We start from the raw sequence: 24,133 nt of genomic DNA, 5'->3' as shown, positions 1-24,133 counted from the left end.
TGATGACCCTGCACAGCGCCAAGGGCCTGGAGTTCCCCCAGGTGTTTCTGGTGGGCATGGAAGAAGGCCTGTTCCCGCACAAGATGAGCCTGGAAGAACCCGGCCGCCTGGAAGAGGAACGCCGCCTGGCCTACGTCGGCATCACCCGGGCCATGCGCAAGCTGGTCATCAGCTACGCCGAGACGCGCCGCCTGTATGGCAGCGAGACCTACAACAAGGTGTCGCGCTTCGTTCGCGAGATTCCGCCGCAGCTGATTCAGGAAGTGCGCCTGTCCAATAGCGTCAGCCGGCCGTTCGGCGCGGTCAGCCGTAATCTGGGCAGCAATAGCATGAGCGGTGACAGTATGTTCGCCGGCAGCGCCGTGCCGGACACCGGCTTCAACCTCGGCCAGCGCGTGCAGCATGCGCTGTTCGGCGAAGGCACCATCCTCAACTTCGAAGGCAGCGGTGCACAGGCGCGGGTGCAGGTGAATTTCGAGAGCGAGGGCAGCAAGTGGCTGATGCTCAGCTACGCCAAGCTGCAAGCGCTGTGATCGATCGCCCATTCAAACAATAAGGAAGCCCCCATGATCCGCCGCCCCCTGCTGCTCGCCAGCGCCCTGCTCGTCGCCTTCGGCCTGGCCGGCTGCAAGGAAGAGCCCGCCGCCCCGCAAGCCAGCGCCGAGCCGGTGCAGACTTTCCAGTGGAAGATGGTCACTGCCTGGCCAAAGAACTATCCCGGCCTGGGCACCGCTGCCGAGCGTCTGGCCGAGCGGGTCATGGCCATGAGCAACGGCCGCCTGACTATTAAGGTGTATGCCGGCGGTGAGCTGGTGCCGCCGCTGGAGGTGTTCGATGCGGTGTCGCGCGGCACCGCCGAGCTGGGTCACGGTGCGGCCTATTACTGGAAGGGCAAGGTGCCGGCGGCGCAGTTCTTCACCGCCGTGCCCTTCGGCCTGTCCAGCAGCGAAATGCACGCCTGGCTAAGCAAGGGCGGCGGCCAGGCCTTGTGGGACGAAGCCTATGCGCCCTATGGCGTAAAACCCATGGTGGTGGGCAATACCGGCATGCAGATGGGCGGCTGGTACAACAAGGAAATCAACTCGCTGGATGACCTCAAAGGTTTGAAAATCCGCATGCCGGGCCTGGGCGGCGAAGTGCTGAGCAAGCTCGGCGCCACCACCGTCAACCTGCCCGGAGGTGAAGTCTTTACTGCGCTACAAACCAACGCCATCGATGCCACCGACTGGGTCAGCCCCTACAACGACCTGGCCTTCGGCCTGCACAAGGCGGCCAAGTTCTACTACTACCCGGGCTGGCAGGAGCCGCAGGCGGTGCTCGAACTGCTGATCAACCAGAAGGCCCTGGACAGCCTGCCGGCCGACCTGCAGGCGATTCTCCGCGAAGCCGCGCGCGCCGCCAGCCAGGACATGCTGGATGACTACGTCTACCACAACGCCATGGCTCTGGATGAGCTGAAGCAGCAGGGCACCCTGCTCAAGCGCTTCCCCGACGAAGTGCTCGATGCCATGCAGCACCAGTCCACCCTGGTGCTCGGCGAACTGGCCGCGCAGAGCGAGCTGAACGGCCGCATCTGGGCCTCGATGCAAGCCTTCCAGGCTCAGGTCAGGCAGATGCACCAGCTGTCGGAGAAAGAGTTGTACAACTGGCGCTAAGCCATAGCTGTAGGATGGCTTAAGCACAGCGCTACCCATCGCCAGGGCTTGATGGGTTACGCCGCTGCGCGGCTAACCCATCCTACGCATTCGGCCCCAGCACCAACGGAAGCTTCGGCTTCCGTTGGTCGACTCCACACCGCCTCCCGCGCACCTCGGCCCATACTGCTTGGCGAGGTGAGCCGATGAAAAAACCGACAATCACAGCAGCGCAGATCCTCGATAGCGCCCTCAAGCTGGCCGATGTCTGCGGCTGGGAGCGCCTGCACCTGTTCGATGTGGCCGCCGACCTGGGTGTGGGCCTGGACGCCATCGCCGTGCATTACCGCGACAAGGATCAACTGGTCGAAGCCTGGTTCGACCGTGCCGACCAGGCCCTGCTGACGCGCGGCACCGGCGCCGACCTGCTGGCGCTGGAGCCGGCCAAACGCCTGGAAGAACTGCTGATCGCCTGGCTCGACAGCCTGGCAACGCACCGCGCGGTTAGCGGGCAGATGCTGCTGTACAAGCTGGAACCGGGGCATATCCACCTGCAGATTGGCGGCCTGCTACGCATAAGCCGCACCGTGCAGTGGTGGCGTGAAGCGGCGCAGCGGGAAACCCTGCACCTGCGGCGCATCGCCGAAGAAAGTCTGCTGACCGGCGTCTACCTACGCTGCGTTATTCACTGGCTGCGCCACCCCGAGCAAAACCCCGCCGACTTCCGCGCCCTGCTGCGTAGCCAGTTACGCTGCGCGCCGTTGCGGGTGCTGCTGCGGCGGTAGGCTGGGCCGAGCTGCGCGAAGCCCAACGCGATACCTGCAAGAGACACCCCACAAGGACGCGATGTTGGGCGTCGTCGCTTCGCGCCTCAACCCCACCTACACACTGAGCATGTCGACAATAGCCAACGCAGATGCGCTCAAAAGCAAAAGCCGGAAACATTCTAGGCCTAGCCAGCGGCGATCACGCCGGGCAAGATGCCGCGCGTAGAACCTATAACCAAGAGACAGCCAACCATGCAGCGTTTTCTCAGTGTCGCCCTGGCCATGTGCCTTAGCCTGGGTCTTACCATGAGTTTCGAAGCCGAAGCCAAGCGTTTGGGCAGCGGCAAATCCTTTGGCTCCGCGCCGAGCCACCAGACCCGCCAGGCGCCGACCCAGCAAACCGCCACGGCCCCGGTAGCCGGCAAGCAGCCTGCTGCCAGCGGCGCCTCGCGCTGGCTCGGCCCATTGGCCGGCCTGGCCGGCCTGGCCGCCGGTGGCCTGCTGGCCTCGATGTTTATGGGTGATGGCTTCGAAGGCCTGCAAATCATGGACATGCTGGTCTTCGGCCTGATCGCCTTCCTGCTGTTCCGCTTCCTCGCCGCCCGTCGCCAGCAAGCCAGCCCGGCGACTGCCAACGGCGCACCGATGCAGCGTGAAATGCCCGCTGCTCCCGCATCGATCTTCGGTGGCAGCGGCGGCGCCGCGATCAAGCCGGTCATCAACGCCCCGGCCTGGTTCAACGAGCAGAGCTTTATCAACGCCGGTCGCGAGCACTTCCTCAGCCTGCAGCAGCACTGGGATGCCAACGAAATGGAGAAGATCGCCGAGTTCGTCACCCCGCAGCTGCTGGAATTTCTCAGCCGCGAGCGGGCCGACCTGGGCGAGGGCTTCCAGTCCACCTACGTCGATAACCTCGATGTGCAACTGGATGGCGTCGACGACCTCAGCGACAAGACCGTCGCCACCCTGACCTTTACCGGCGTGGCCAAGACTTCGCGCTTCGACCAAGGCGAAGTGTTCAGCGAAAGCTGGCGCCTGGAACGAGCGGTCGGTGACAACCAGCCCTGGCTGGTCGCCGGTATCCGCCAGAACGGCTGATCCCTCGCCGTATCGACAACCCGGGCAAGCCCCGGGTTTTCTTTGCGCGTTATTCGCGGGCGTAATTGCCAGGCAGCGTTAGACTCAAGTGAGCGATGCACACAACCCAACCACCATGAGGATGCGACGATGATCGGATACACCATGCTTGGCACCAACGATATCGAAAAGGCCAAGGCCTTCTACACCCCCTTACTGGCCGAAATGGGTGCCAAGATCGTTATGGATATCGGCCGCGCGGCCTTCTATGGCGCCGCCAAGGGCCAGCCGATGCTTGCCGTGTGCCAACCCTATGACAAGCAACCGGCCAACCCTGGCAACGGCCATATGACTGCCTTGCCGGGCGGCTCCCGCGAAGGTGTGGACAAGCTCTACGCCAAAGCCATCGCCCTAGGCGCGAGCAGCGAAGGCGAACCCGGCGAGCGCATGCCCGGCTTCTACGGTGCTTATTTCCGCGACTTGGATGGCAACAAGCTGGCGTTCTTCCATATGGGCTAAGTATTAGCCCGGGTCGACGCTCGTACCCGGCGGCTTGGCCGCCGGGGCAGGCTGCTGGGCCTTGTCGCCCCAGGCCTGGATATCCTCACTGCGCTTACGGCTGTTGAGCTGGGCGCGGTCAATCGCTTCCTCGTAATCCGCCAGCCAACTGCGCGAACCGGGCAGCATATTGGCCAGGTCGCGCATACCGACCTTAAGGCCTTGCATCACCAGCTGATAATCACGCTCCTGGGCCTGCAATACCTTGCTCACTTCGGCGATGCTGTCGGGATTTTCCGCACGCTCGAACAGACCGGTCAACTGCGATGCCTGCTGACTGGCCAGCAGCTCCTCCTGATTGTTCAACGCGGTCTGCTGCACCCCCAGCTGCTGTTCAAGCCGTAGCACCTGCTTTTCCAGGGCCTGAATCCGCGGCTCATCGCCGGCACTCAACGCGCTGTGGATATTCAGCCCAATCGAAGCCAGCATCAGGCTGCCCAGCACCCCGGCCAGCGCCAGGATAAACAGACGATTGCGCTTGCCGGCGGTGGTCAGCAATTGCAGCCGCTGCTCCTCATTGAGTGCAGCGCTTTCACTCTCTTGCGTTTGACTTTTCATAACTCGACCAGTTTATGACGTTCAAAAATTGACGCACTGCTCATCTGCACAATAGCACTGTGCCAGCTTTTTGCTTAGACCCGTCTAGGGTATAAGACGCTCCCGCATTACCCGTAATTAAAGAGGCAGACACCGTGGAAGAAGTCATCGAACAGTTGCGCGAACTCAACGAGCCGGTGCCCGTCCCGCTGGAGTTGCCGGAAGAAGAGACCCTGGTGGAGATTCAGGAACAGATCCTGATCCACCTGCCCTTCGCCCTGCGCGAATACCTGCTGCAGGTCAGCGACGTGGTCTACGGCCGTTTGGAGCCCGTCACCGCCAGCGACCCGCAATCACACACCTACCTGCCGGAAGTCGCCGCCACCGCCTGGTCCCTCGGCGTGCCGCGCGAGTTCGTGCCGCTGTGTGAAGACCACGGCAACTACTATGTGGTGGAAGAAGACGGCACCGTGCTGCTGTGGGAAGCGGAAACCGGCGAGATCAACCCAGACGAAACCTGGGAGTCGGTCTGGCACTGGGTACGCGACGTCTGGCTGGAAAGCTGAGCCCTGTTCTATGCCGCAGCGTAGAGGCGCGACAGTCCGCTGTTAACCTAGCGGGCCAGGTTCCAGGTCGAGCAGGTTGAGCAAGAACCGCGCAAAGTAACTCAGGTCCTGTTCCATGGCCTGGCGCGCGGCCTTGGCATCACCGGCTGCGATGGCGGCAAAGGCGTCTTCATGGAAGTCATTCAGCCGTAACGACAGGTCGGCGCCGGTGAACAGGCGGTTGAAAAACGGGCCGATCTGCAGCCACAGCGACTCGATTGAGCGCAGCAATACCGGGTTGCCGCAGGCACCGTACAGGCGCAGATGGAACTGGCTGTTGGCAGCCAGATAGGCCTGAACCTGCCGTTGTTCGATGGCCTGATCCATACGCGCCACGCAGGCGCGCAGCTCGGCCAGATCGGCCGGGGTCAGGCGCGGGGTGGCCAGCTCCACGGCCAGGCCTTCCAGGCCCAGGCGCACCTGAAAGATATTCTGGTAGCGCTCGCGGGTCATCGGCGGTACCCGCACCGAGCGCTGCGGCTCGCCTTCCAGCGCCCCTTCGGCGACCAGACGCTGCAAGGCGGCGCGCACCGGCATCGGGCTGGTGCCCCATTCGGCGGCCAGGTCACGAATCTTCAAGCGCTCGCCGGGCTGGAAACGCCCGGCCAGTAAGCCTTCACGAATACGTTGGTAAAGCTGATCCTGCAGGTTATCGGCCATGGCTTAGCAGCGTCCTTGTGCCGGCGGTGCAGGGAGTTGGGCGAGGGTCAGTGAGCAGTTGTGCATGGCGGAATCTCTATCTACAGATGATAAAAGACGGATCCCGGTTCGGCGCACCAGAATCTGTGATCACAAGTTAAGTTAAATTTAACCTATTAGCGCTTTTAAGACATCTATTGACTTATCTGTGATCACAAATTACCATGTGCAGATATTCGAACGAGGTGTTCAACATGACTGCCAGTGGTATCAGCCCAGCCGCCGTAGCAACGTTCGCCCAGCGCGAGCGCGAACGTTTTATCGCACGCAACCCCAAGTCCGTGGCCCTGGCCGAACGCGCGCGTAATTCGCTGTACGGTGGCGTGCCGATGCACTGGATGGCCGACTGGTCGACCCCGGTGCCGCTGTTCGTCGAGCGGGCCAAGGGCGCGCGCTTCTATGACGTGGACGGCCACGAATATATCGACTTCTGCCTGGGCGACACCGGCAGCATGTTCGGCCACTCGCCGGAGCCGATCGCCAAGGCCATCAGTGATCAGGGCAACCACGGCCTGACCACCATGCTGCCGGGCGAAGACGCGGTGGTCTGCGGCGAGCTGCTGGCGGCGCGCTTCGGTCTGCCGTTCTGGCAGGTCACCGCCACCGCCACCGACTCGAACCGCTATGTGCTGCGCTGGGCCCGCGCGATCACCCAGCGCAACACCCTGCTGGTGTTCGACGGCTGCTACCACGGCACCGTGGATGACGTGATGGTGCGCTGCATCGACGGCGAGACGGTGCCGCGCTCAGGGTTAGTCGGCCAGGCCTATGACCTGACCCAGCACAGTCGCTCGATCCCGTTCAACGACGTAGCCGCACTGGAAGCCGCGCTGGCTAAAGGCGACGTGTGTGCCCTGCTCTGCGAGCCGGCGATGACCAATATCGGCATGGTCCTGCCCGAGCCGGGCTTTATGCAGCAATGCCGCGAGCTGACGCGCAAGTACGGTGCGCTGCTGATCATCGACGAGACCCACACCATCTCCACCGATATGGGTGGCTGCACCAAACTATGGGATCTGGAGCCGGACTTTTTCGTGGTCGGCAAGCCGATTGCCGGCGGCGTGCCCTGCGGCATCTTCGGCTGCAGCGCAGCGATGGCAGGCGCCATGACCGCCGCGCGCAAGCGTGCCAGCGAGGGCAGCCACGGCCACGGTCACAGCGGCATGGGCACCACATTGTCGGCCAACGCCCTGGCCATGCACTGCATGCGCGCCAACCTGGAGCAGGTGATGACCGAGGCCGCCTACGCGCATATGCTGCCGCTGGCCAAACGCCTGGCCGATGGCTTCCGTTCGCTGATCGGCAAGCACGAGCTGAAGTGGTCGGTAACCGAGCTGGGCGCGCGTAGCGAGTTCCAGTTCTGCCCGGTGTCACCGAAGACCGGTGCCGAAGCCGAAGCGGCGTTCCACGATGAACTGCAGATGGCCCTGCACCTATACCTGATCAACCGCGGCATCCTGATCACCCCGTTCCACAACATGACCCTGTGCTGCCCGAGCACCACGGCGGACGATGTGGACCAGCTGATCGGCATGCTCGATGCGGCCCTGAGCGAGCTGCTGGCCATCCCCGGCGCCCGTGAATAAGCCGGGTGCCCCTAAACCGTAGGATGGGTTGAGCCTGCGATACCCATCGCCCGTCACCGCATGGGTATCGCTACGCTCAACCATCCTACCCAGGCTCCACCACGAGATCCGACCATGCAATTTGCCAATCCCCAGGAAGCCCGTGACTTCCTCGCCGCCCACCCCGACGTGCGCAGCATCGAGCTGATGCTGATCGACGCCAACGGCATCCCGCGCGGCAAGCTGCTGCACCGCGACGAGCTGCTGGCCATCTACGAGCACGGCCGGCCGCTGCCGAGCTCGATCCTGGCGCTAACCATCCAGGGCGAGGACGTGGAAGAAAGCGGCCTGGTCTGGGAAGTCGCCGATGCCGACTGCTGGACCTACCCGCTGCCCGGCAGCCTGTGCCTGCAACCCTGGCGCGCGCTGCCCACCGGCCAGCTGCAGGTGAGCATGCACCCGACCCAGGGCCTGCCGGCCGCCCCGGCCGACCCACGGCATGTGCTGGTGCGCGCCATCGACCGGCTCAAGGCCGACGGTTACCACCCGGTGATGGCGGTGGAGCTGGAGTTCTACCTGCTGGATAAACAGCGCGACGGCAACGGCCGCCCGCAGCCGGCACTGCAAGCCAACGGCGTGCGCCCGCAGGCGCCGCAGGTCTACGGCGTGCTGGAGCTGGAGCAGCAGCAAGCCTTCCTCGACGACCTCTACGCCGCCTGCGAAGTACAGGGCCTGCCGGTGCGCACGGCGATTTCCGAATACGCCCCCGGCCAGCTGGAGCTGACCCTGGAGCACCGCTTCGACGCGCTGCAAGCCATCGACGAAGGCGTGCGCTACAAGCGCCTGGTCAAGGGCGTGGCCAATAAACATGGGTTACAAGCCTGCTTTATGGCCAAGCCGTTCGGCGACCTGGCCGGCAGCGGCCTGCATATGCACGTGTCGCTGGCCGACGCCGAGGGCAATAACCTGATGGCATCCGAAGACCCACATGGCACGCCGCTGTTGAAATATGCGATTGGCGGCATGCTGGCCACGCTCAACGACGCCCTGGCGATCTTCTGCCCCAACGCCAACTCGTTCCGCCGCTTCCAGGCCAACAGCTATGCGCCGCTGGCCAAGAGCTGGGGGGTGAACAACCGCACCGTGTCATTCCGCGTACCCGGCGGCCCGGCCAACAGCCGGCATGTGGAACACCGCATCTGCGGCGCCGACGCCAACCCCTATCTGGCAGCGGCGGCAATCCTCGCCGGCATCCATCACGGCATCAAAAACCAGATCGATCCGGGCGAGGCAATCGTCGGCAACGGCTACGAACAGGCCCGCGAAACCCTGCCCACCGACTGGCTTACCGCCCTGCGCGCGCTGGAAAACTCCAGCTGGGCCAAGCAGGCGCTGGGCGAGGACTTCCTCAAGGTGTTTCTGGCGATCAAATGGGCCGAATTTCGCCAGTTTATGGGCGAAGTCGGCGAGCAGGATTGGCGCTGGTACCTGACCCACGCCTGAAGCGGGCGAGCGTGCCGCGCTGAAGAAGCCATTGCTGAAGCCGTACGCGGCGCCGGCGCGGCTTCTTCAGCGCCTTAAACGCAGCCAAGGGCATTCGCCAGCTGCTATGGTTGCGCAACATCCCCGCACAGAGCCCGTTATGGAACCCGGAAATGCCCAGCTGTCGATGACCGTCCTGATGACCCCGGACATGGCCAACTTCTCCGGCAAGGTGCATGGCGGCACCCTGCTCAAATACCTCGATGAGGTGGCCTACGCCTGCGCCAGCCGCTATGCCGGCTGCTACGTGGTGACCCTGTCGGTGGACCAGGTGATGTTCCGTGAGCCGATCCATGTCGGCGAACTGGTGACCTTCCTCGCCTCGGTCAACTACTCCGGGCGCACCTCGATGGAGGTCGGCATCAAGGTGATCACGGAAAATATCCGCGAGCGCTCGGTGCGCCACACCAACAGCTGCTTCTTCACCATGGTCGCGGTGGATGAGCAGGGCAAACCCGCACCTATCCCTGCCCTCGAACCCACCACGGCCGATGCCCTGCGCCGCCAGCGCCAGGCCTTGCAACGCCGGCAAATCCGCGACGAACTGCAACAGCGTTACCAGGCCCTGAACGAAAAAACAGCAGAGTAAGCAGGCCCTAATATGATCGACCTCTTCGATGTATTTCTGCTGATGCTGTTCGCCACCGCCTGCGCCTGGCTGTGGCATGCCCACGGCCTGCGCGAGCGTGCGTTGACCCTGGTGCAGCAGCATTGCGCCAAGGTCGATGTGGAATTGCTCGATGGCAATGTCGCCCTGCGCCGGCTCGCCCTGTTGCCCGATGCACGCGGGCGCAAGCGCTTGGCGCGGGTGTATGGCTTCGAGTTCACCGTCACCGGCGAGCAGCGGCACGCCGGCAGCATCGTGATGTTCGGCCAGCAGCTGGGGCGGATCGAGCTGGCGCCGCATCCCTTCCGTGAACCGCCGACGCCCAGCGCTCAGGTGATTGAAATGCAGCAGTGGCGCAGTCAGCAACACCGTTCGGACGACACCACTACGCGCCACTGAGGGCGATTCAAGCCCGAGGCGGATCAGCCAGCCAGTCTCGCGGCGGCTGACTAATCGCGCTGCAACAGAAAGTGCACCACGCGGGCCGCGCTCTCGGCCGGCTGCTCCTGCATAAAGCAGTGCCCACCCGGCATAACATGGGCGCTGACCTGGGCATTGCTGGCGCACCAGCGTGCCACCGACTTGGCGACAAAGGGGTAACTGCGTTGCCCGTAAAGCACCTGAGTCGGCGTGATCACCTTGGCCAGCGACGGCCACAGACGCCTGGGAAAGGAGCTGAAGATGTCCGCCTCCCGGCTCGGCCGACAACGCAGCTCGGCGCCCTTGTCGCTGTCTTTCAAGGCATGCTGGATATAGGCGGCAAACGCCTCTTCGGTCCAGCCACGGAACATCCCACGGCCATGCAGTGCTGCATGGGCAGAGGCGCGATCCGGCCAGCTGCTGCGGCGCTTGAGCGCCTTGCTGGCCAAAGTGGTGCGCCGGCTCAGGCCCATCACATCGGACAACACCATCACCCCGATCATCGCCGGGCTGAACAGCACCGGATCGAGCAATACCGCGCGCTGGAACAGCTGCGGCTGCTGGGCCAGCATCAGGCTGGTCAACACCCCGCCAAAGCTGTGGCCCAAGGCATAGGCCGGCGCACCGCCAAACCGCTCACGCCCTGCGTTAAAGGCTTCTACCGCCAGTTCTGCGCTGCGGTTCCAACCGTGGAAGCGGCCACCGTGATCACTCTCGCCATGCCCCTGCACATCGCACAACCACAGGTCGAAATCCTCGGCCAACAGCGCCAGCAGCGGCGTGTAGACCCGCCCGCAATAGCCGTTGCCATGCAGAAAATGCAGCACGGGTTTGCCCGAAGGCGGGGTATGCCAGCCACGCAGGGTAAAGCCGGCGCTGCTGTCGTGGGACCAGGGTTGAAGATTCATAACCGGCTCGCTGTCGTAGGCGCGCCAGTTTACTGCGCTGCACGTCTGTCGCCGAGCATCGGTTCAAAATGGCGCGCAGATACGTACCCGAATCCTGGCCCATGGATGCCGCGCATAAAAAATGGGCACCTGTTGGTGCCCGAATGTCCACACTCACCTCTTACCCAACTACTAGCCGCGAATAAAGCGCTCCAGCAGGGCATTTAATTGCTCGGGTTGATCCAGTGGCGTGGCGTGCCCGGAATCGGCCACCACCTGCAATTCGGCATTGCGCAGCGCCGCGACATAGGCCTGTTTGTAGGCCAGTGGCGTGTAATCACGGTCGCCGGCAACAATCAGCATCGGTGTGTCGACGCCATTGACGGCTGGCAGCGCCGACCAGCCGAGAATCGCGCGGATCGCATGCAGGTAGGACACCGGGTCGTTCGCACCGATACGCATGGCGGTGCGCCGGCGCAGCTCACTCTGCTCGGCATAGGGGAACAGCTTGCGCGCCAGCAGGCGACCCATGGCCTTCAAGCCGAGCAGGCGAATCAGCGCCAGGCGCAACAGCACCTTGCCGCGTAAGGCCCAGGAATCCAGGGGGAAACTCGGCGCACTGTTGATCGCCACCAGACGCCCGACCAGTTCCGGCTGCTGCGCCAGCAACTGGAAGCCGACCATACCGCCCATGGAAATGCCCACCAGCACACAGCCCTGAATAGCCTGGATGCGAATAAACTCGCCGACATCCTCCGCCAACTCAGCCACGCTGACCGGCCCGTGTAGAGGTTCGCTGGCGCCATGACCGCGTAAATCGAGGGCGAACACTTCGGCAAAGCGCGACAACGCCTCGATTTGCGGCTGCCAGTCCTGCCAGGATGAGCCCAGGCCATGCAGTAACAGCACCGGCATGCCCTGGCCTTTGCGAATATAGGCACAACGGCCAGCTTTCAATTGAATGTAGTGCATAACTAAACTCCTTTTAATAATAACCAGGGCACTAATTAACCTGCCCTCCTGAACCGCGACGGTTATCAGGAAACAACTAATAAATATATTCAGATTGCCAACTTAGTTATTACGCTGGCGTTTGCCTTATTGTGCCGAAAAACCTAGAATCGGCCTGCTTCGTATAGAGAACTCCTAATGAACAGCATTTCCAGCCCGACTCAGGCTCGCAGTAAAAAAGCCTTGGAACGCTTCCTCAACGTGGCTGCCGAATTGCTTGCGGACAATCGCTTCGAAGACACCGGCATTTCCCAGATTGCGCAACTGGCCGAGTCCTCGGTGGGCACCTTCTACCGCCTGCTGGGCGACAAGGATGTGCTGCTCTACGCCGTGCATGAGCGCTTTGTCGAACAGGGCCGCAGTGCTATCGACGCACTGGCCTGCGACCTCAGCCACAGCGATCTGCCGGTGTCCGAGCAGATCGAGGGGTTTATCCAAGGCATGATCGATCTGTTCGCCGGGCGTGAAGGCCTGCTGCGTGCCCTGGTTCGCCGCAGCTCGGCCGATCTGCAATTTCGCCAGCGTTTCCACCAGCTCAATGCCTATATCGGTCAGACCTTCTGTCGCATCGTCCTGGCCCGCCAGAGCGAATTCGGCCACCCACAACCGCAACAGGCTGCCGATCTTTCCGCACATATGCTGTTGGCCAGCATGAATTACCTGACCATGGTCGGGACACTCGGTGAAACTCCCAGGGAAGTCATTCCCGGAGAACTTTCCACGCTCATCTGCAATTATCTGCAAGTTGCCAAACATTAACGTCGACTGTCCCTGCGTAATTGTGCCGGGGTGAAGTCGGACGGTTTCAAGGCAATATCAAACTGATTGGCAGGCTCTTCATTGGACAACACGCCGATGACATAGCGACCGCCGATCAAGTCATACACCGCATCGCCCTTGGTCCAGACCAACGGCTGGTCATACAGGTTGATGGTGTAGGACTCGCCGACCCGCCACAGGGTGTCGCGGTTGTCGTAGTGATCGACCACCAGGATCTGGTAGCTGTCTTCATCAAAATACATATCGCGCTGCTTGTACTGATGGCGCATGCCGGCCTTCAGCGTGGCGCGCACATGCCAGACCCGGTGCAGCTCGTAACGCAGCAGGTCCGGGTTGATGTGCCCGCGTTTGACGATGTCGCTGTACGTGTTGCTCTTGGCCGCCAGGCGATAGCTGTTGTACGGCACGTAAAGTTCCTTCTTGCCCACCAGTTGCCAGTCGTACTTGTCCGGCGCGCCGGAGAACATGTCGAAGTTATCGGTGGTGCGCATGCCGTCCGATGAGGTGCCGGGGGAGTCATAGGCCACGTTCGGCGCGCGGCGTACCCGGCGCTGGCCCGACGCGTAGAGCCAGGCCAGACGCGGCTCCTTGACCTGGTTGACGGTCTCGTGCACCAGCAACTCGGTGCCGGCCAGACGCGCCGGAGCGAGTACCGACTGACGGAAGTAGAAGAGAATATTGCCGTCGCTCTGGCTCTGGTCGCCGGCCGCCTGGTTGAACAGGAACAGGTCTTCGATCTTGGTCATAAAGTAACTGCCGCTGGCCTGTGGCACCGCCTGGGCGTAGTAGCGCTTGACGCTGTCACCGCGGAAGCGCACCAGGTGGTTCCACAGCACTTCCAGCCCCGACTGCGGCACTGGGAATGGCGTGGCCAGCTTAAAATCGGCGATGCCGTTGCCGCTTTCGATCAGCTTGGCCGAGGTCGCATTGTGCTTGGCCGCGGCATACACCTTGTCCGGGTAGGAGGCCGAGCGCCGGGTCGGGTAGACGTTGAGCTTCCAGCTGTCGCTAAAGCGCGTGAGCATCGCCAACTGACCGGGGCTGAGTTGCTCGCGGTACTGCTGGGCATTGGCCGCAGTGATGCTGAACAGCGGTTGATCGGCGGCGTAAGGGTCGCGATAACCCTTCGCAGGGTCGAAGGCGCTGGCATCGCGGGCCAGGCCACCGTCCCAGGCCGGAATGGTACCGGCAGCATTGCCGGCTTTCTCGGCACCGATAGGGGTCAAGTCCTGGCCGAGACGTGCGGCCTGGGCGGCATCCACCTGAGCCTGGGCCAGCGCGCTGCTCAGTAACAAAGTGCCGAACAGGCTGGCGCGCAACAATCCTGAAGTCTTCATGGTGATCTCGTCCTAGAAACTGTATTTGATGTTGAAGCCGAGGTAGTCGCGGTCACTGAGCTTGTTGGCTAAGCCGCCGCCGCTGTAGCCGACATATTTGACGCCGACCGTCAGGGACTCCTGATAGATCGCATCAAGGCCCAGCGAATAGCTTTTGCGCTCTTCCAGCAGGCCGTTGGTCAGCTGTGGTGCAACACCGTTGATGCCGTACTGGTAACTGACGCTGGGCACCAGATTGACCACGTTGAACACGTTGCTATAGGTCAGCGACAGGCTGCTTTGCGCGCCCCAGGCACTGGACGTGGCGCCGTAGTAATCGACATCCGACTCCAGGCCCTGGACCCGGCTGCCGACCACCTCCGTCATCAGGGTGGCGGCATTGGCCCCGAGCAGGTTGTTAAAGCTGTAGATACCCACCAGCGAGGCTTGCCACATGGCCTTCTCTTCGAAGCCATCGAGACGCGTGCCGACCGGCATGCCGGCCAGGTTGCCCAGCAATGCAGTTGGCAGGTATTCGCCCAGGCCGAGGGCAATCGGCGCATTGGGCCGGTAGCTCAGTTCGCCAGCCACCGACAGGCCATTGAGGATGCTGTCGCCGCCAATACTGGTGTTAAAGCTCAGGCCATAGAGGTGACGCTTTTCCAGGTATTCGGCGTAGTAGTTGGCGCTGGTTCCAGACGGCAACGCGCCCACCACGGGCAGCACCACCGGCTGGCCAACCGTCAGGCCGAGCATCGGCACGTTCATGTTGTAGCGCAGGTAGTAGAAGCCCAGCTCGCTGTCGTTCAGTTCCGGCACCATCCAGCGCATGGCCACGCCAAACTGCGCGGCATCATCGGCCTCTACATCCTTGCCCCGCGGGATATAAGTCGTCGGCAAGTAACCGCGCAGCAGGTCATTGACGAAGCCTGGCCCCAGGCTATCGGCAAAGGCTTGGGCCTGCTCGGGGCTGTCAAAGGCCTGGCCGCCGAGCAACGGTTCCTGCAAAGGGGGCAACATCAGGTAATTGCAACCACCACCGAGTACATCCAATGTGGAGAAATAGGTGCCGCAGGGGTCGATCTTGGTTTCGTCCCAGGCGCTGCCGGGCTGCCAGTAACCCTCGATGGACAGGCCATCGCTCAGCTCGAACGAGGCATAGCCCATCAGGGTCGGCATATAGGCTTCTTTCAGCTCGGAGCCTGGCGCGCGCAAGGCATTGAGGTCGACCGGGTTGGTTGCGCCAATGCCGTTCTGGTAGAACAGCCCCTCGCCCCAGTTGATCACCTGACGGCCCAGGCGGGCGTTGAGCGCGCGGTCAGCCACAGTCCAGCTGCCGTAGACGAAGGCATCCAGCAGGTCGACGCTGGAGCCGGCATCGTCCAGCCCCTTGCTGGGAATCTCGCGGTGGCGGCGATCATCGTCCTTCAGCTCGAAATCGTAGAAGCCGCGGGCGCGCAGAAAGATGCCGTAGTTCTCCTGAAAATTCAGGTCCATCTCAGTGACCACCTTGGTCACTTCCGAGAACAACTCACCTTTCTTGAAGTTGAGATTGCCGTCATCGGAGTTGATCAGGCCGCTGTTATCGCCCTTGCCGCCATTGGCGCGGGCGATCAGGCGACGGTCCTGACTCTCCATGCGGTAATTCACCCCGTAAGACAGGGTGGTATCCAACGACAGGGCCCAATCTCCTGAGCGCGCCTGAAAGGCATCTGCCTGGCTGGCCGCCAGCAATGCCAAGCACCCTGCCGTCCATGCTGATCTCTGTGTCGCCACGACGATCTCCTGCTGTATTGTTTTTATCGGAACCGGAACATCGGTTCCGATAAAGTAGTACCAACGTCTCGTCTTGGCAAGACTAAGAAAGATTTTTTCTTCCTGTGAGTGGCCTGCGCTAGACAGATCGCCGCGCTGCACCACGCAGATTGTGCGGCTTTGTCGACTTGACGGAATCGGAATTCAGGTTTCTATTTACTTCGCGAATGCAGGGAATCAGCCATTACCGTCAGGAGGACGACCCATAAAAAACCAATAAGAAACTGGAGACAGCACATGTTTACTGCCAAGCAAAATGTGCGTCGGCTGGGCCTGATCGCCCTGTTGACGTGCCTGTTTACAAGCCCAAGCTGGGCCGACTCACCCTGCAGCGAGCGCAAGAAGACCCTGCTGCTACCCGGCAAGATCAGCTGCAGCCATCATTCGACCTGGATCAATTCCGGCGCGCTGGCGACCCGCAAGGTGATCTACCAGCGTCCCGCAGGCACCCCGCCACCCGGCGGCTGGCCGGTGGTGGTGTTCTACCAAGGTTCGTTCTTTGCGCTGGACCACTTCGTCTATTACAGCAATGAGTGGCTGGGCAAGCTGTACAACGAAGGCAAGACCATCAAAACCCTGCTCGATAATGGCTATGCGGTGATTGCCCCCAGCGCGCCGGCCGATCTGTTCTGGCACACCAATATCCCCGGCCTGTCGGGAGAGCTGTATGAAACCAGCACGGACTTCACCTTCCTCAGCAACCTGTTCCAGGCCATCGACAATGGTCATTTCGGCCCCTTGAACGGCCAGCGCAAATACGCCACCGGCATCTCCAGCGGCGGCTACAACACCAGCCGCATGGCCGTCAGCTTCCCGGGCCAGTTCAAGGCGCTGGTGGTGCACTCCGGTTCCTACGCGACCTGCAGCGGGCCCATCTGCTCGGTACCGGACACCCTGCCAGCCGATCACCCACCGACCTACTTTATCCACGGTTTTGTCGACGCCGTCGTGCCCTGGTGGAGCATGGACATGTACTACGACCGCCTGCTCTATCAGGGCATTCCCACCGGGCGTTACACCGAGTCGTTGGGCCAGCATGAATGGTTCGATGCCTCGCCGGGCAAGACCCTGGCCTGGTTTAACGCCTACCCCTGACCCCCTCAACAGGCGGCCGGGTAGATGCCCGGCCGCACCTCAGAACACCTCCATGAAGCATTTATATCTGCGCCGGTTGTGCGCGCTAGCGACCTTACTCGCCTGCTTAAACAGCTACGCGACTAGTGCACAACCGGCCACGCAGCTGCAGCAGATACGCCTCGACCTTAGCGGCTCACTGGGCGATTTCTACCTGTTGTACGGGGTCGACAGCGATCCGGCGCACCTGGCTTCGGTGCAGCAGCGTGTCACCCAGACCGATCAGCTGCTCAGCCAACTGGCCGAGCCAACGGACGGCGGCGGGCTCAACAGCTTGCAGCAGCTGCGCCAGCAGTGGCCTGCCTACCGCACCCTGTTGCAGGAGTTGGCGCACAGCCTGCAGCAACAGCACAGCCCAAGCGACGGGTCGATTGCCGAACTGATCCAGCTGAACTGCCTGCTGACGCGCCTGAGCGACACCTTGAGCGCCCACTACCCACCACTAGCGGACCCGCTGGCGCTGCTGCAGAGCATCCAGCGTAAGTGGCGCTATATCGAGCCGTCCTTGCAGCACTACCAGCAGGACAATGTGCCCACGCTGGTCAATCGCTACAGCCAAAGGATTATCGGCGACTTGCAGCAGCTGCCAACGCTGGCTCAACCGAGCCAATAAGCCTTACCGGGTCTCCAACAAAGCGTGGCAACAACAACCGACGCATCACATCAGGCAGGCGGCAAACCCGGCCTGCAACGCCGACATATCCTGCGCCTCAGCGAAGATCAGCTCCAACCGCGAGTCCTTGCACCATTCGCTGTTTTGCCAATGCAAGGCCTGGCCATTCAAGGCATTCGCTGACAGCCAGCCAGCGTTGCTGTGCAGCACCAGCTTGGCGCGACGCCAGGGCAAGGTGCTCAGCCAGTGCTGCACCTGCATCAGCTCGAAACGCTGGCTGGGGTGCCAGCGCCAGCCGATGCTCCAGCCTTCGGCCTGTTGCTGAACCTGGCAGATCGGTTCGCTCGGGCTGCGCCACAGTTGCGGCAAGGTCGCATTGCCGGTGGGCAGGTTATCCAGCATGCCGCCGCTATTGGCCTGGGCGCTAAAACCGGGCAGCTCCGCCAGTGGTAATGCGCCCTGACGGGTCCAGTACATCGGCCGCGCTGGCAGCTGCGCCTGGATGCGCGCCTTGGCCGCATCATCCAGCCCTTCGGCCTTGTTTAGCAGCAACAAGCCGGCGCTACTCAAGGTTGCCTGCTGGCTCTGCGGCAGCGCGTCGCCCGCGGCCAGGGCCTGGGCATCCAGCACCAGCAGCGGTTCCTGCAGCGCCAGCACGCCGGCCCAGGGTGCTTCGCGCAGTTGTTCGAGTAATTGCAGCGGATGACCCAGACCGGAGGGTTCGATCAGCAGGCGATGCGGTTTGGCCTTACGCAGCAAGCGACCGAGGCCGACCTGAAACGGCACGCCGTTCACGCAGCACAGGCAGCCGCCGGCCACTTCACCCAAGGCAACGCCGTCGTCATCGCTGGTCAGCAGCGCGGCGTCCAGACCGATCAGGCCGAACTCATTGACTAGCACCGCCCAGCGCTCATGCGCTGGGCGCTGCGCCAGCAGATGGCGGATCAGGCTGGTCTTGCCGGCACCGAGCGGCCCGGCAATCACATGGGTGGGGATATTTTTCAGCATAATCGGCGCTTGCCACTGCCTATCGTGAAGAGGATTTCGGCTGCGTTCATTCTAACGGCTCCTAGAGACGCCACCCCCACGCAGACTGATCAAAAGCGGCATGCTAGAGTCGCCGGCATATTTTCAGAGGGTCAATTGATGCGCGCTTTTCTGCTGCTGAGCCTGTTCACACTGTCCAGCCTGGCCTGGGGTGAGGCCTGCGTGGTGCATAGTCAGGCCGAGCGCCTGGATGTGAAGGTCTGCCAGCAGAACCGTAGCATCCCGCCCACTCTGTTCCGCACCGGCTTCTGCCAGCCGCAGCTGCAGGGCCAGAAGGTCGAGGTGGAGTTTGTCGAACAGTGCCCGATGGGCGCTTTCGGCGTATGCCGCAATTCCACCGTCGGTGGCACACCCTATAAGCAGGATGTGCACTATTACGGCGTGGCCAGCGACGCCACCTACCTCAAGCCCTTCTGCGAGCAGCAGAGCAAGGGCGTGTGGATGGCGCGCTGATTTATTCACACAGCGGCAGCTCAAAGTAGAACGTTGACCCCTCGCCAAGCCGGCTTTCAAAGGCAATACGCCCGCCCATACGCTCCAGCAACTGACGGCTTATGGCCAGGCCCAAGCCCGTCCCGCCCTTACTTCGGGTATCCGAGCAATCGGCTTGAGTAAATTTATCGAAAACCCTGGCCTGGAACTCCGGCGCAATGCCACTGCCATGATCCTGCACACTGACCCTGACCCACCCCTCGTGCACCCGAATATCCACTTCCACTTGGGCGCCGCTCGGGGAGAACTTGGCCGCGTTGGACAGCAGGTTGTTCAGCACCTGCTCCAGGCGCAAATCATCGACTAGAACCTGGGCATCCACCTGGCTGACCAGGCTGAGCTGCACCTGATGCTGTTCGGCATACCCCTGGTTGTTACGCAGTGCCTGTTCGACCAAAGGCAATAGCGCTCTGGGTTGCAAGTTGAACGCCATCTTGCCCGCCAACAGCTTCTCCATATCCAGCAGATCATTGACCAGCAGGGCCAACTGTTGACTGTTCTGCCGAGCGATTTCCAGCATGTCCCGTGCCTTGTCCGGCAACTCGCCGAGAACACCACCACTGATTAGCCCCAATGCACCGGTAATGGACGTCAGTGGGGTGCGCAGTTCATGGCTGACGGTGGATACAAACTCGCGCTGCATCTTGGCCAGACGCTTCTCCTCGGTAATATCCTCGACCATTGACCATATCTGCCGTTGCCCTTGAGCATCCCTGAGCAGCAGGCCCTTGACCCGCACCGGAAAGCGGCTGCCATCTCTTCGTATCAACTCTTTTTCGTAGGGGCCAAAACGATCTTGCTCCAGCAACAGATGAAGCTGTTGAGCCTCCTGGGTCTCATACTCGCGGGGAGTGATCTGCCAATAATCGAGCTGGAGAAATTCCCCCTGGCTGTAACCGGTGTCACTCAATAACTGCTCATTGGCCTCCAGAAATCGGCCAGTGCGCACATCACTCAAAACGATACCGATGGGCGATAACTCGAACAGCCCGCGCAGGCGGGCTTCATTAACTTGCAGCGCCTGGGCCTGGTGCTTGAGATGCTGCACAAGTGCCGAGCCCACATAGCCAATACAGGCGCTGAACAAGCCGATGACCATGGCCATTACCACCCAGACGGCAGGCTGTTCGCTGTAGGCTTTATAGTCATAAATCTGCAGCGGTAAGCCCTGATTGACCGCCAACAAGGCAAAACCAAACACCCAAAGCAGAATCACGCCACTGAGCAGCAACACCGCCCGGGGCGTGGCGAACAGCCCGACCAGAAAGGCCAGAAACATCAAAAAGCCCCGGGATTCAGCGACGGGCCCAAGCTGCAAAGTCGAGGGGGTGACGAACAGGAAGAACACGACCGCCAACAAGACCAGGCGTATCGAAATTGACAGACGCTCACGCAGCAGCACCATGCCCCAAACCAACAGGCAGGCCAGCATCTGTACGGCCATAAACAGCTGCCAACCCATAAAGCTGGCACGCCACAGCGATAACAACACGGCAGGCAGCGAAATAAGGGCAATAAGCAATATGACATTGCCGAAAACCCTCTGGCTCAATTGCTCAAATGATTCCGCCGAATACCCTGCCCGAACCCAAAGCTGCATGCCTTCAACCCCCACCGATAGAAACACCCGGTAATACCGGGAGACAACAACAGGAGTTGTAGGCTGATGCAAGTCAACCTTGATGTGAGGCTCACCCGGTGAGTCGCCAACTGCCCATGTGCAAGCCCTGCAATTGATTAAGTAGCGACCTGCAAGAGCCAGCTTAGGACAAGTCAGCTGGCTCTGCTCGACCCACCATCAAGCCAACCAGTCCAGTGTCAGCAACAACCGCCGCTCATCGGGCTGGAGCTGCGGTGAGCGGTGAATCAGACCGCAGCCTTCATTGCCGACCCACTTTTCCCCCTTGGCCAGCAGCACATGACCGGCCTCCGCCCGTTCGATCGAGCCCCCATCCAGCGGCTCGGCAGTCGGCTCGCCGAGATGCCGACGCGACATCACGCCTTCCACCAGCCACTGGGTGCCGACCCCGGCGTAGCTGGTGATCAACCGCACCGGCACATGGTCGACGTGAAAACGCGGGCACATGGCCTTGTCGAGGATGCGCAGACGCAGGCCGATGCGTTTGGCGTCGAACAGGCAGGCAAACGCACCAACCAGCCAGCTTAGGTCCTGCAGAAACGCCGCCTGGCCCGGTAGATCGCTGTAGCCATCGACCAGGCCACTGAGGTTCGGCGTGCTCTCCGGGCTGGCCAGCTCCAACACGATGGATTGCCCCAGCGGCTCGCCATGAGCCAGCAAGGCGCTGGCGAAATCGCTGATCTGCGCCGGCAACTGACGCTGCCAGACGGCCAGGTTGACCTCATCACGCAGCACCTCGCCGAGCACCTCGATGTTTTCACTCAGGCGCTGCTGTGGCGCCGGTCTAAGTGCGGCAGCCAACATCAGGCGGCCTCCTCATGCCATTGGCCGAACGGATCGGGCAGCGCCTGCCAGGCATCCACACCCAGGGCCATTTCCGCCTCGGTCAGCAGGCAGGCATCCAGCTCTGCGGTCAGCTGAGCGAAGTCGATGTTCTGGCCGATAAACACCAGTTCCTGGCGACAGTCGCCGCTCTGCGCCTGCCAGTTTTTCATGATCGCCTGCAGCCCTTCTTCGTCGGTCGGCCACTGCGCCTTGGGTACAAAGCGCCACCAGCGCCCGGCAAAGCCGTGACGCATCAAGCCACCCGCCTGGGACCAGCTGCCGGCCTCCTGGTACTTGCTGGCCAGCCAGAAGAAACCCTTGCTGCGCAGCAGGCGGCCATTGCTCCATTCGCGATTGATGAAATTGAAGAAGCGCTCGGGATGCAGCGGCTTGCGCGCCCGGTACGCCGTGGACGCAATGCCGTACTCCTCGGTTTCCGGGAGATGCTCGCCGCGCAGCTCCTTGAGCCAGCCCGGCGCCTGGGCGGCGCGCTCGAAATCGAAGCGGCCGGTGTTGAGGATCTTGTCCAGCGGCACCGCGCCCATGGCCATCGGCACGATTTCGGCATGGGTGTTAAGGCCCTTGAGGATGGCCAGCAGCTCTTCGCGCTCGTGGCTGCTGATCAGGTCAATCTTGCTCACCAGCAACACATCGGCGAACTCCACCTGCTCGATCAGCAAGTCGGTGATCGAGCGCTCGTCCTCCTCGCCCAGGGTTTCGCCCCGGCTGGCCAGGCTCTCGGCCTCGTGGAAATCACGCAGGAAGTTCACCCCGTCGACCACCGTCACCATGCAGTCCAGGCGCGCCACATCGGCCAGGCTCTGGCCGTCTTCGCCACGGAAGGTGAAGGTTTCCGCCACCGGCAGCGGCTCGCTGATCCCAGTGGATTCGATCAACAAATAGTCGAAACGGCCATCACGGGCCAGGCGGCCGACTTCCTCCAGCAAATCCTCGCGCAGGGTGCAGCAGATGCAACCATTGCTCATTTCCACAAGCTTTTCTTCGGCGCGATTCAGGCTGACATCACGCTGAACTTCGCTGCCATCGATATTGATCTCGCTCATATCGTTGACGATCACCGCCACTTTCAGGCCCTGACGGTTTTTCAGGATGGCGTTGAGCAGGGTGCTTTTGCCGGCACCGAGAAAGCCGGACAGCACGGTTACGGGAAGGCGTTTGGTCATGGTTTCAGGCTCCATCAAAATTCTGCGTGGCGCAGATGCTTTTCGCGTTGTTCCTGGCGCTCTTTGGCTTCGATGCACAGGCTCGCGGTGGGCCGCAGCAGCAGGCGCTTGAGGCCAATGGCCTCGCCGGTTTCCCGGCACCAGCCATATTCGCCACGGGCCAGGCGATCCAGGGCTTCGTCGATCTTGTCCAGCAGCTTCTTTTCCCGCTCCAGCAGACGCAGCTGCCACTGGCGCTGCTCTTCGGCGCTACCAATGTCGGCGGGGTCGCTGCTGGTTTCGCGCTCGCGCAGGCCTTCGAATTCTTCGGCAATGCGCCTTTGCAGTTCGCCGCGCTGGTTGAGCAGCAGCGTGCGGAAGAACTGCTGCTGCGCGGCGTTCATATAGTCATCCGCCGGCTGGGCGAGCAGTTCGGCGCGGGTGAGCGGGGTTGCGGTCATCGTCAGGATTCGCTGGCTTTGTAATTTACTTGTTATAACATAACATTTAAACCCACTACCGAGCGGCAGATTTCTGATGAACGCACTGACCTTGCCGGATATAGCCGCGCAAACGCCTGCTCATGCACAGGCCCTGGACTGGGTCGGCATGCAGGGCATCGCGCTGCCGGTCAACCTGGCCGGGCAACGCATCCATGCCCGCGCCGATGTCGGGGTCAGCCTGGATGACGGCAACGCCCGTGGCATTCATATGTCGCGCCTGTACCTGGCCCTGCATGCCCTCGAACAGCGCGAACTGACTCCGGCAACGCTGCAGCAACTGCTGGGCGAGTTTCTCGACAGCCATCAAGACCTGTCGCAGCAGGCGTCCATTCACCTGCGCGGCGAGGCCTTGCTCAGTCGCCCGGCGCTGGTCAGCCCCCTCGCCGGCTGGAAGTCCTACCCCTTCGAAGTGCGTGCACGCCAGGATGCATGGGGGTTTCACGTGGAACTGCAGGTAGAAGTGGCCTATTCCTCGACCTGCCCCTGCTCCGCCGCGTTGGCGCGCCAACTGATTCAGCAGCGCTTTATCGAGGACTTCGCCAACCAGCCGCTGGACCACGCGCAACTGTTGGCTTGGCTCGGTTCAGCCGAGGGCATCGTCGCCACACCGCACAGCCAGCGCAGCGCAGCCACCCTGCAGGTACGCCTGCACAGCGACTGCGCAGAGTTGCCGCTGGTTGAGCTGATCGACAGCGCCGAACAGGCCCTCGGTACCGCGGTGCAAACCGCGGTGAAGCGCGCCGACGAGCAGGCCTTTGCCCTGGCCAACGGGCAGAACCTGATGTTCTGCGAAGACGCCGCCCGCCGCCTGCACAGCGCCCTGTTGCTACAGCCCGAACTCAGCGCCTTCCAGCTGCGCGTGGTGCATGCGGAAAGTCTGCACGCCCATGATGCGGT

Annotated in this window: 26 protein-coding genes; 15 read left to right on the top strand and 11 right to left on the bottom strand. The window is 62.1% G+C overall.

Going from position 1 to position 24,133, the window contains the following annotated elements:
• The 5 genes from WA145_RS12730 to WA145_RS12710 form a co-directional block, all read left to right on the top strand.
• Positions 1-533: 3'-5' exonuclease (locus WA145_RS12730; RefSeq protein ID WP_422581928.1), on the top strand; the 533-nt coding region annotated here is incomplete at its 5' end.
• 33 nt (positions 534-566) lie between these two features.
• Positions 567-1,655, top strand: coding sequence for a TRAP transporter substrate-binding protein (locus tag WA145_RS12725; protein ID WP_422581927.1), 1,089 nt, complete (start codon positions 567-569; stop codon positions 1,653-1,655).
• Between the two features lie 185 nt (positions 1,656-1,840).
• Positions 1,841-2,419 (top strand): TetR/AcrR family transcriptional regulator, encoded by a 579-nt coding sequence (locus WA145_RS12720; protein WP_422581926.1) that lies wholly within the window; start codon positions 1,841-1,843, stop codon positions 2,417-2,419.
• 234 nt (positions 2,420-2,653) lie between these two features.
• Positions 2,654-3,499, top strand: a complete 846-nt coding sequence (locus WA145_RS12715; protein WP_422581925.1) for a Tim44 domain-containing protein — start codon at positions 2,654-2,656, stop codon at positions 3,497-3,499.
• Positions 3,500-3,628: 129 nt separating this feature from the next.
• Positions 3,629-3,997 carry a VOC family protein gene (locus WA145_RS12710; protein WP_422581924.1) on the top strand — a complete coding sequence of 123 codons (369 nt, stop codon included), beginning with the start codon at positions 3,629-3,631 and terminating at the stop codon, positions 3,995-3,997.
• A gap of 3 nt (positions 3,998-4,000) precedes the next feature.
• Here WA145_RS12710 and WA145_RS12705 read toward each other — a convergent pair whose 3' ends face one another.
• Positions 4,001-4,594: a hypothetical protein gene (locus WA145_RS12705; RefSeq protein ID WP_422581923.1), complete on the bottom strand. Its 594-nt coding sequence runs from the start codon at positions 4,592-4,594 to the stop codon at positions 4,001-4,003.
• A 134-nt stretch (positions 4,595-4,728) separates the two neighbouring features.
• Between WA145_RS12705 and WA145_RS12700 the strand changes: the two genes are divergently transcribed.
• Positions 4,729-5,139: an SMI1/KNR4 family protein gene (locus tag WA145_RS12700; RefSeq protein ID WP_422581922.1), complete on the top strand. Its 411-nt coding sequence runs from the start codon at positions 4,729-4,731 to the stop codon at positions 5,137-5,139.
• A 42-nt stretch (positions 5,140-5,181) separates the two neighbouring features.
• On the opposite strand, the gene WA145_RS12695 is transcribed toward WA145_RS12700, so the two are convergent.
• Positions 5,182-5,838 (bottom strand): GntR family transcriptional regulator, encoded by a 657-nt coding sequence (locus WA145_RS12695; RefSeq protein ID WP_422581921.1) that lies wholly within the window; start codon positions 5,836-5,838, stop codon positions 5,182-5,184.
• 233 nt (positions 5,839-6,071) lie between these two features.
• Between WA145_RS12695 and WA145_RS12690 the strand changes: the two genes are divergently transcribed.
• From WA145_RS12690 to WA145_RS12675, 4 genes are all read left to right on the top strand, one after another.
• Complete coding sequence (locus WA145_RS12690; RefSeq protein WP_422581920.1) at positions 6,072-7,463, top strand: aspartate aminotransferase family protein; 1,392 nt, start codon at positions 6,072-6,074, stop codon at positions 7,461-7,463.
• Positions 7,464-7,577: 114 nt separating this feature from the next.
• Positions 7,578-8,945, top strand: a complete 1,368-nt coding sequence (locus tag WA145_RS12685; protein WP_422581919.1) for a glutamine synthetase family protein — start codon at positions 7,578-7,580, stop codon at positions 8,943-8,945.
• Positions 8,946-9,084: 139 nt separating this feature from the next.
• On the top strand, positions 9,085-9,573 hold the full coding sequence (locus WA145_RS12680; RefSeq protein ID WP_422581918.1) for an acyl-CoA thioesterase: 489 nt from the start codon (positions 9,085-9,087) through the stop codon (positions 9,571-9,573).
• A 12-nt stretch (positions 9,574-9,585) separates the two neighbouring features.
• Entirely contained in the window at positions 9,586-9,990 is a 405-nt protein-coding gene (locus WA145_RS12675) for a DUF3301 domain-containing protein (protein ID WP_422581917.1), read from the top strand.
• 50 nt (positions 9,991-10,040) lie between these two features.
• Here the strand turns inward: WA145_RS12675 and WA145_RS12670 are convergent, their stop codons facing one another.
• Both WA145_RS12670 and WA145_RS12665 read right to left on the bottom strand, forming a co-directional pair.
• Positions 10,041-10,919 carry an alpha/beta fold hydrolase gene (locus WA145_RS12670; RefSeq protein ID WP_422581916.1) on the bottom strand — a complete coding sequence of 293 codons (879 nt, stop codon included), beginning with the start codon at positions 10,917-10,919 and terminating at the stop codon, positions 10,041-10,043.
• Between the two features lie 171 nt (positions 10,920-11,090).
• Positions 11,091-11,870, bottom strand: coding sequence for an alpha/beta fold hydrolase (locus WA145_RS12665; protein WP_422581915.1), 780 nt, complete (start codon positions 11,868-11,870; stop codon positions 11,091-11,093).
• A 177-nt stretch (positions 11,871-12,047) separates the two neighbouring features.
• Here WA145_RS12665 and WA145_RS12660 point away from each other — a divergent pair, with 177 nt between their 5' ends.
• Positions 12,048-12,668: a TetR/AcrR family transcriptional regulator gene (locus WA145_RS12660; RefSeq protein ID WP_422581914.1), complete on the top strand. Its 621-nt coding sequence runs from the start codon at positions 12,048-12,050 to the stop codon at positions 12,666-12,668.
• Here WA145_RS12660 and WA145_RS12655 read toward each other — a convergent pair.
• A complete protein-coding gene (locus WA145_RS12655; RefSeq protein WP_422581913.1) occupies positions 12,665-14,026 on the bottom strand; it encodes a DUF1329 domain-containing protein in 1,362 nt (453 codons plus the stop codon). The genes WA145_RS12660 and WA145_RS12655 overlap by 4 nt on opposite strands.
• 12 nt (positions 14,027-14,038) lie before the next feature.
• Entirely contained in the window at positions 14,039-15,781 is a 1,743-nt protein-coding gene (locus tag WA145_RS12650; protein ID WP_422581912.1) for a DUF1302 domain-containing protein, read from the bottom strand.
• Between the two features lie 276 nt (positions 15,782-16,057).
• Between WA145_RS12650 and WA145_RS12645 the strand changes: the two genes are divergently transcribed.
• Entirely contained in the window at positions 16,058-16,915 is an 858-nt protein-coding gene (locus tag WA145_RS12645; protein ID WP_422581911.1) for a plasmid partitioning protein, read from the top strand.
• A 52-nt stretch (positions 16,916-16,967) separates the two neighbouring features.
• On the top strand, positions 16,968-17,567 hold the full coding sequence (locus WA145_RS12640) for a hypothetical protein (protein WP_422581910.1): 600 nt from the start codon (positions 16,968-16,970) through the stop codon (positions 17,565-17,567).
• Between the two features lie 45 nt (positions 17,568-17,612).
• Here the strand turns inward: WA145_RS12640 and WA145_RS12635 are convergent, their stop codons facing one another.
• The gene (locus WA145_RS12635) at positions 17,613-18,575 is read right to left on the bottom strand and encodes a CobW family GTP-binding protein (protein WP_422581909.1); all 963 of its coding nucleotides are present in this window, start codon (positions 18,573-18,575) and stop codon (positions 17,613-17,615) included.
• Positions 18,576-18,713: 138 nt separating this feature from the next.
• Between WA145_RS12635 and WA145_RS12630 the strand changes: the two genes are divergently transcribed.
• Positions 18,714-19,067, top strand: coding sequence for an NADH:ubiquinone oxidoreductase (locus WA145_RS12630; protein ID WP_422581908.1), 354 nt, complete (start codon positions 18,714-18,716; stop codon positions 19,065-19,067).
• Between the two features lies 1 nt (position 19,068).
• On the opposite strand, the gene WA145_RS12625 is transcribed toward WA145_RS12630, so the two are convergent.
• The 4 genes from WA145_RS12625 to dksA all read right to left on the bottom strand — a co-directional run bounded on the left by WA145_RS12625 (position 19,069) and on the right by dksA (position 23,194).
• A complete protein-coding gene (locus WA145_RS12625) occupies positions 19,069-20,598 on the bottom strand; it encodes a sensor histidine kinase (protein WP_422581907.1) in 1,530 nt (509 codons plus the stop codon).
• A gap of 306 nt (positions 20,599-20,904) precedes the next feature.
• Positions 20,905-21,549 (bottom strand): DUF1826 domain-containing protein, encoded by a 645-nt coding sequence (locus WA145_RS12620; RefSeq protein WP_422581906.1) that lies wholly within the window; start codon positions 21,547-21,549, stop codon positions 20,905-20,907.
• Entirely contained in the window at positions 21,549-22,754 is a 1,206-nt protein-coding gene (zigA, locus tag WA145_RS12615) for a zinc metallochaperone GTPase ZigA (protein ID WP_422581905.1), read from the bottom strand. The genes WA145_RS12620 and zigA overlap by 1 nt, the downstream gene beginning before the upstream one ends.
• Before the next feature lie 14 nt (positions 22,755-22,768).
• Positions 22,769-23,194: an RNA polymerase-binding protein DksA gene (gene dksA, locus WA145_RS12610; RefSeq protein WP_422581904.1), complete on the bottom strand. Its 426-nt coding sequence runs from the start codon at positions 23,192-23,194 to the stop codon at positions 22,769-22,771.
• 76 nt (positions 23,195-23,270) lie between these two features.
• On the opposite strand from dksA, the gene folE2 reads away from it, so the two are divergent.
• Positions 23,271-24,133 (top strand): GTP cyclohydrolase FolE2 (gene folE2 / locus WA145_RS12605; RefSeq protein WP_422581903.1); only part of this gene is annotated, 863 nt, incomplete at its 3' end.

The organism is Pseudomonas sp., assembly GCF_049301935.1.
Lineage (GTDB): Bacteria > Pseudomonadota > Gammaproteobacteria > Pseudomonadales > Pseudomonadaceae > Aquipseudomonas.
Note: the sequence above shows the minus strand (reverse complement) of the source record. Positions and strands in the feature narration are given on the sequence as shown.

Bases quoted from the DNA above. Each gene is read 5' to 3' on its own strand.
- WA145_RS12725 (WP_422581927.1), top strand. From the start codon at position 567: ATGATCCGCCGCCCCCTGCTGCTCGCCAGCGCCCTGCTCGTCGCCTTC.
- WA145_RS12720 (WP_422581926.1), top strand. From the start codon at position 1,841: ATGAAAAAACCGACAATCACAGCAGCGCAGATCCTCGATAGCGCCCTC.
- WA145_RS12715 (WP_422581925.1), top strand. From the start codon at position 2,654: ATGCAGCGTTTTCTCAGTGTCGCCCTGGCCATGTGCCTTAGCCTGGGT.
- WA145_RS12710 (WP_422581924.1), top strand. From the start codon at position 3,629: ATGATCGGATACACCATGCTTGGCACCAACGATATCGAAAAGGCCAAG.
- WA145_RS12705 (WP_422581923.1), bottom strand. From the start codon at position 4,594: ATGAAAAGTCAAACGCAAGAGAGTGAAAGCGCTGCACTCAATGAGGAG.
- WA145_RS12695 (WP_422581921.1), bottom strand. From the start codon at position 5,838: ATGGCCGATAACCTGCAGGATCAGCTTTACCAACGTATTCGTGAAGGC.
- WA145_RS12690 (WP_422581920.1), top strand. From the start codon at position 6,072: ATGACTGCCAGTGGTATCAGCCCAGCCGCCGTAGCAACGTTCGCCCAG.
- WA145_RS12685 (WP_422581919.1), top strand. From the start codon at position 7,578: ATGCAATTTGCCAATCCCCAGGAAGCCCGTGACTTCCTCGCCGCCCAC.
- WA145_RS12680 (WP_422581918.1), top strand. From the start codon at position 9,085: ATGGAACCCGGAAATGCCCAGCTGTCGATGACCGTCCTGATGACCCCG.
- WA145_RS12675 (WP_422581917.1), top strand. From the start codon at position 9,586: ATGATCGACCTCTTCGATGTATTTCTGCTGATGCTGTTCGCCACCGCC.
- WA145_RS12670 (WP_422581916.1), bottom strand. From the start codon at position 10,919: ATGAATCTTCAACCCTGGTCCCACGACAGCAGCGCCGGCTTTACCCTG.
- WA145_RS12665 (WP_422581915.1), bottom strand. From the start codon at position 11,870: ATGCACTACATTCAATTGAAAGCTGGCCGTTGTGCCTATATTCGCAAA.
- WA145_RS12660 (WP_422581914.1), top strand. From the start codon at position 12,048: ATGAACAGCATTTCCAGCCCGACTCAGGCTCGCAGTAAAAAAGCCTTG.
- WA145_RS12655 (WP_422581913.1), bottom strand. From the start codon at position 14,026: ATGAAGACTTCAGGATTGTTGCGCGCCAGCCTGTTCGGCACTTTGTTA.
- WA145_RS12645 (WP_422581911.1), top strand. From the start codon at position 16,058: ATGTTTACTGCCAAGCAAAATGTGCGTCGGCTGGGCCTGATCGCCCTG.
- WA145_RS12640 (WP_422581910.1), top strand. From the start codon at position 16,968: ATGAAGCATTTATATCTGCGCCGGTTGTGCGCGCTAGCGACCTTACTC.
- WA145_RS12635 (WP_422581909.1), bottom strand. From the start codon at position 18,575: ATGCTGAAAAATATCCCCACCCATGTGATTGCCGGGCCGCTCGGTGCC.
- WA145_RS12630 (WP_422581908.1), top strand. From the start codon at position 18,714: ATGCGCGCTTTTCTGCTGCTGAGCCTGTTCACACTGTCCAGCCTGGCC.
- WA145_RS12620 (WP_422581906.1), bottom strand. From the start codon at position 21,549: ATGTTGGCTGCCGCACTTAGACCGGCGCCACAGCAGCGCCTGAGTGAA.
- zigA (WP_422581905.1), bottom strand. From the start codon at position 22,754: ATGACCAAACGCCTTCCCGTAACCGTGCTGTCCGGCTTTCTCGGTGCC.
- dksA (WP_422581904.1), bottom strand. From the start codon at position 23,194: ATGACCGCAACCCCGCTCACCCGCGCCGAACTGCTCGCCCAGCCGGCG.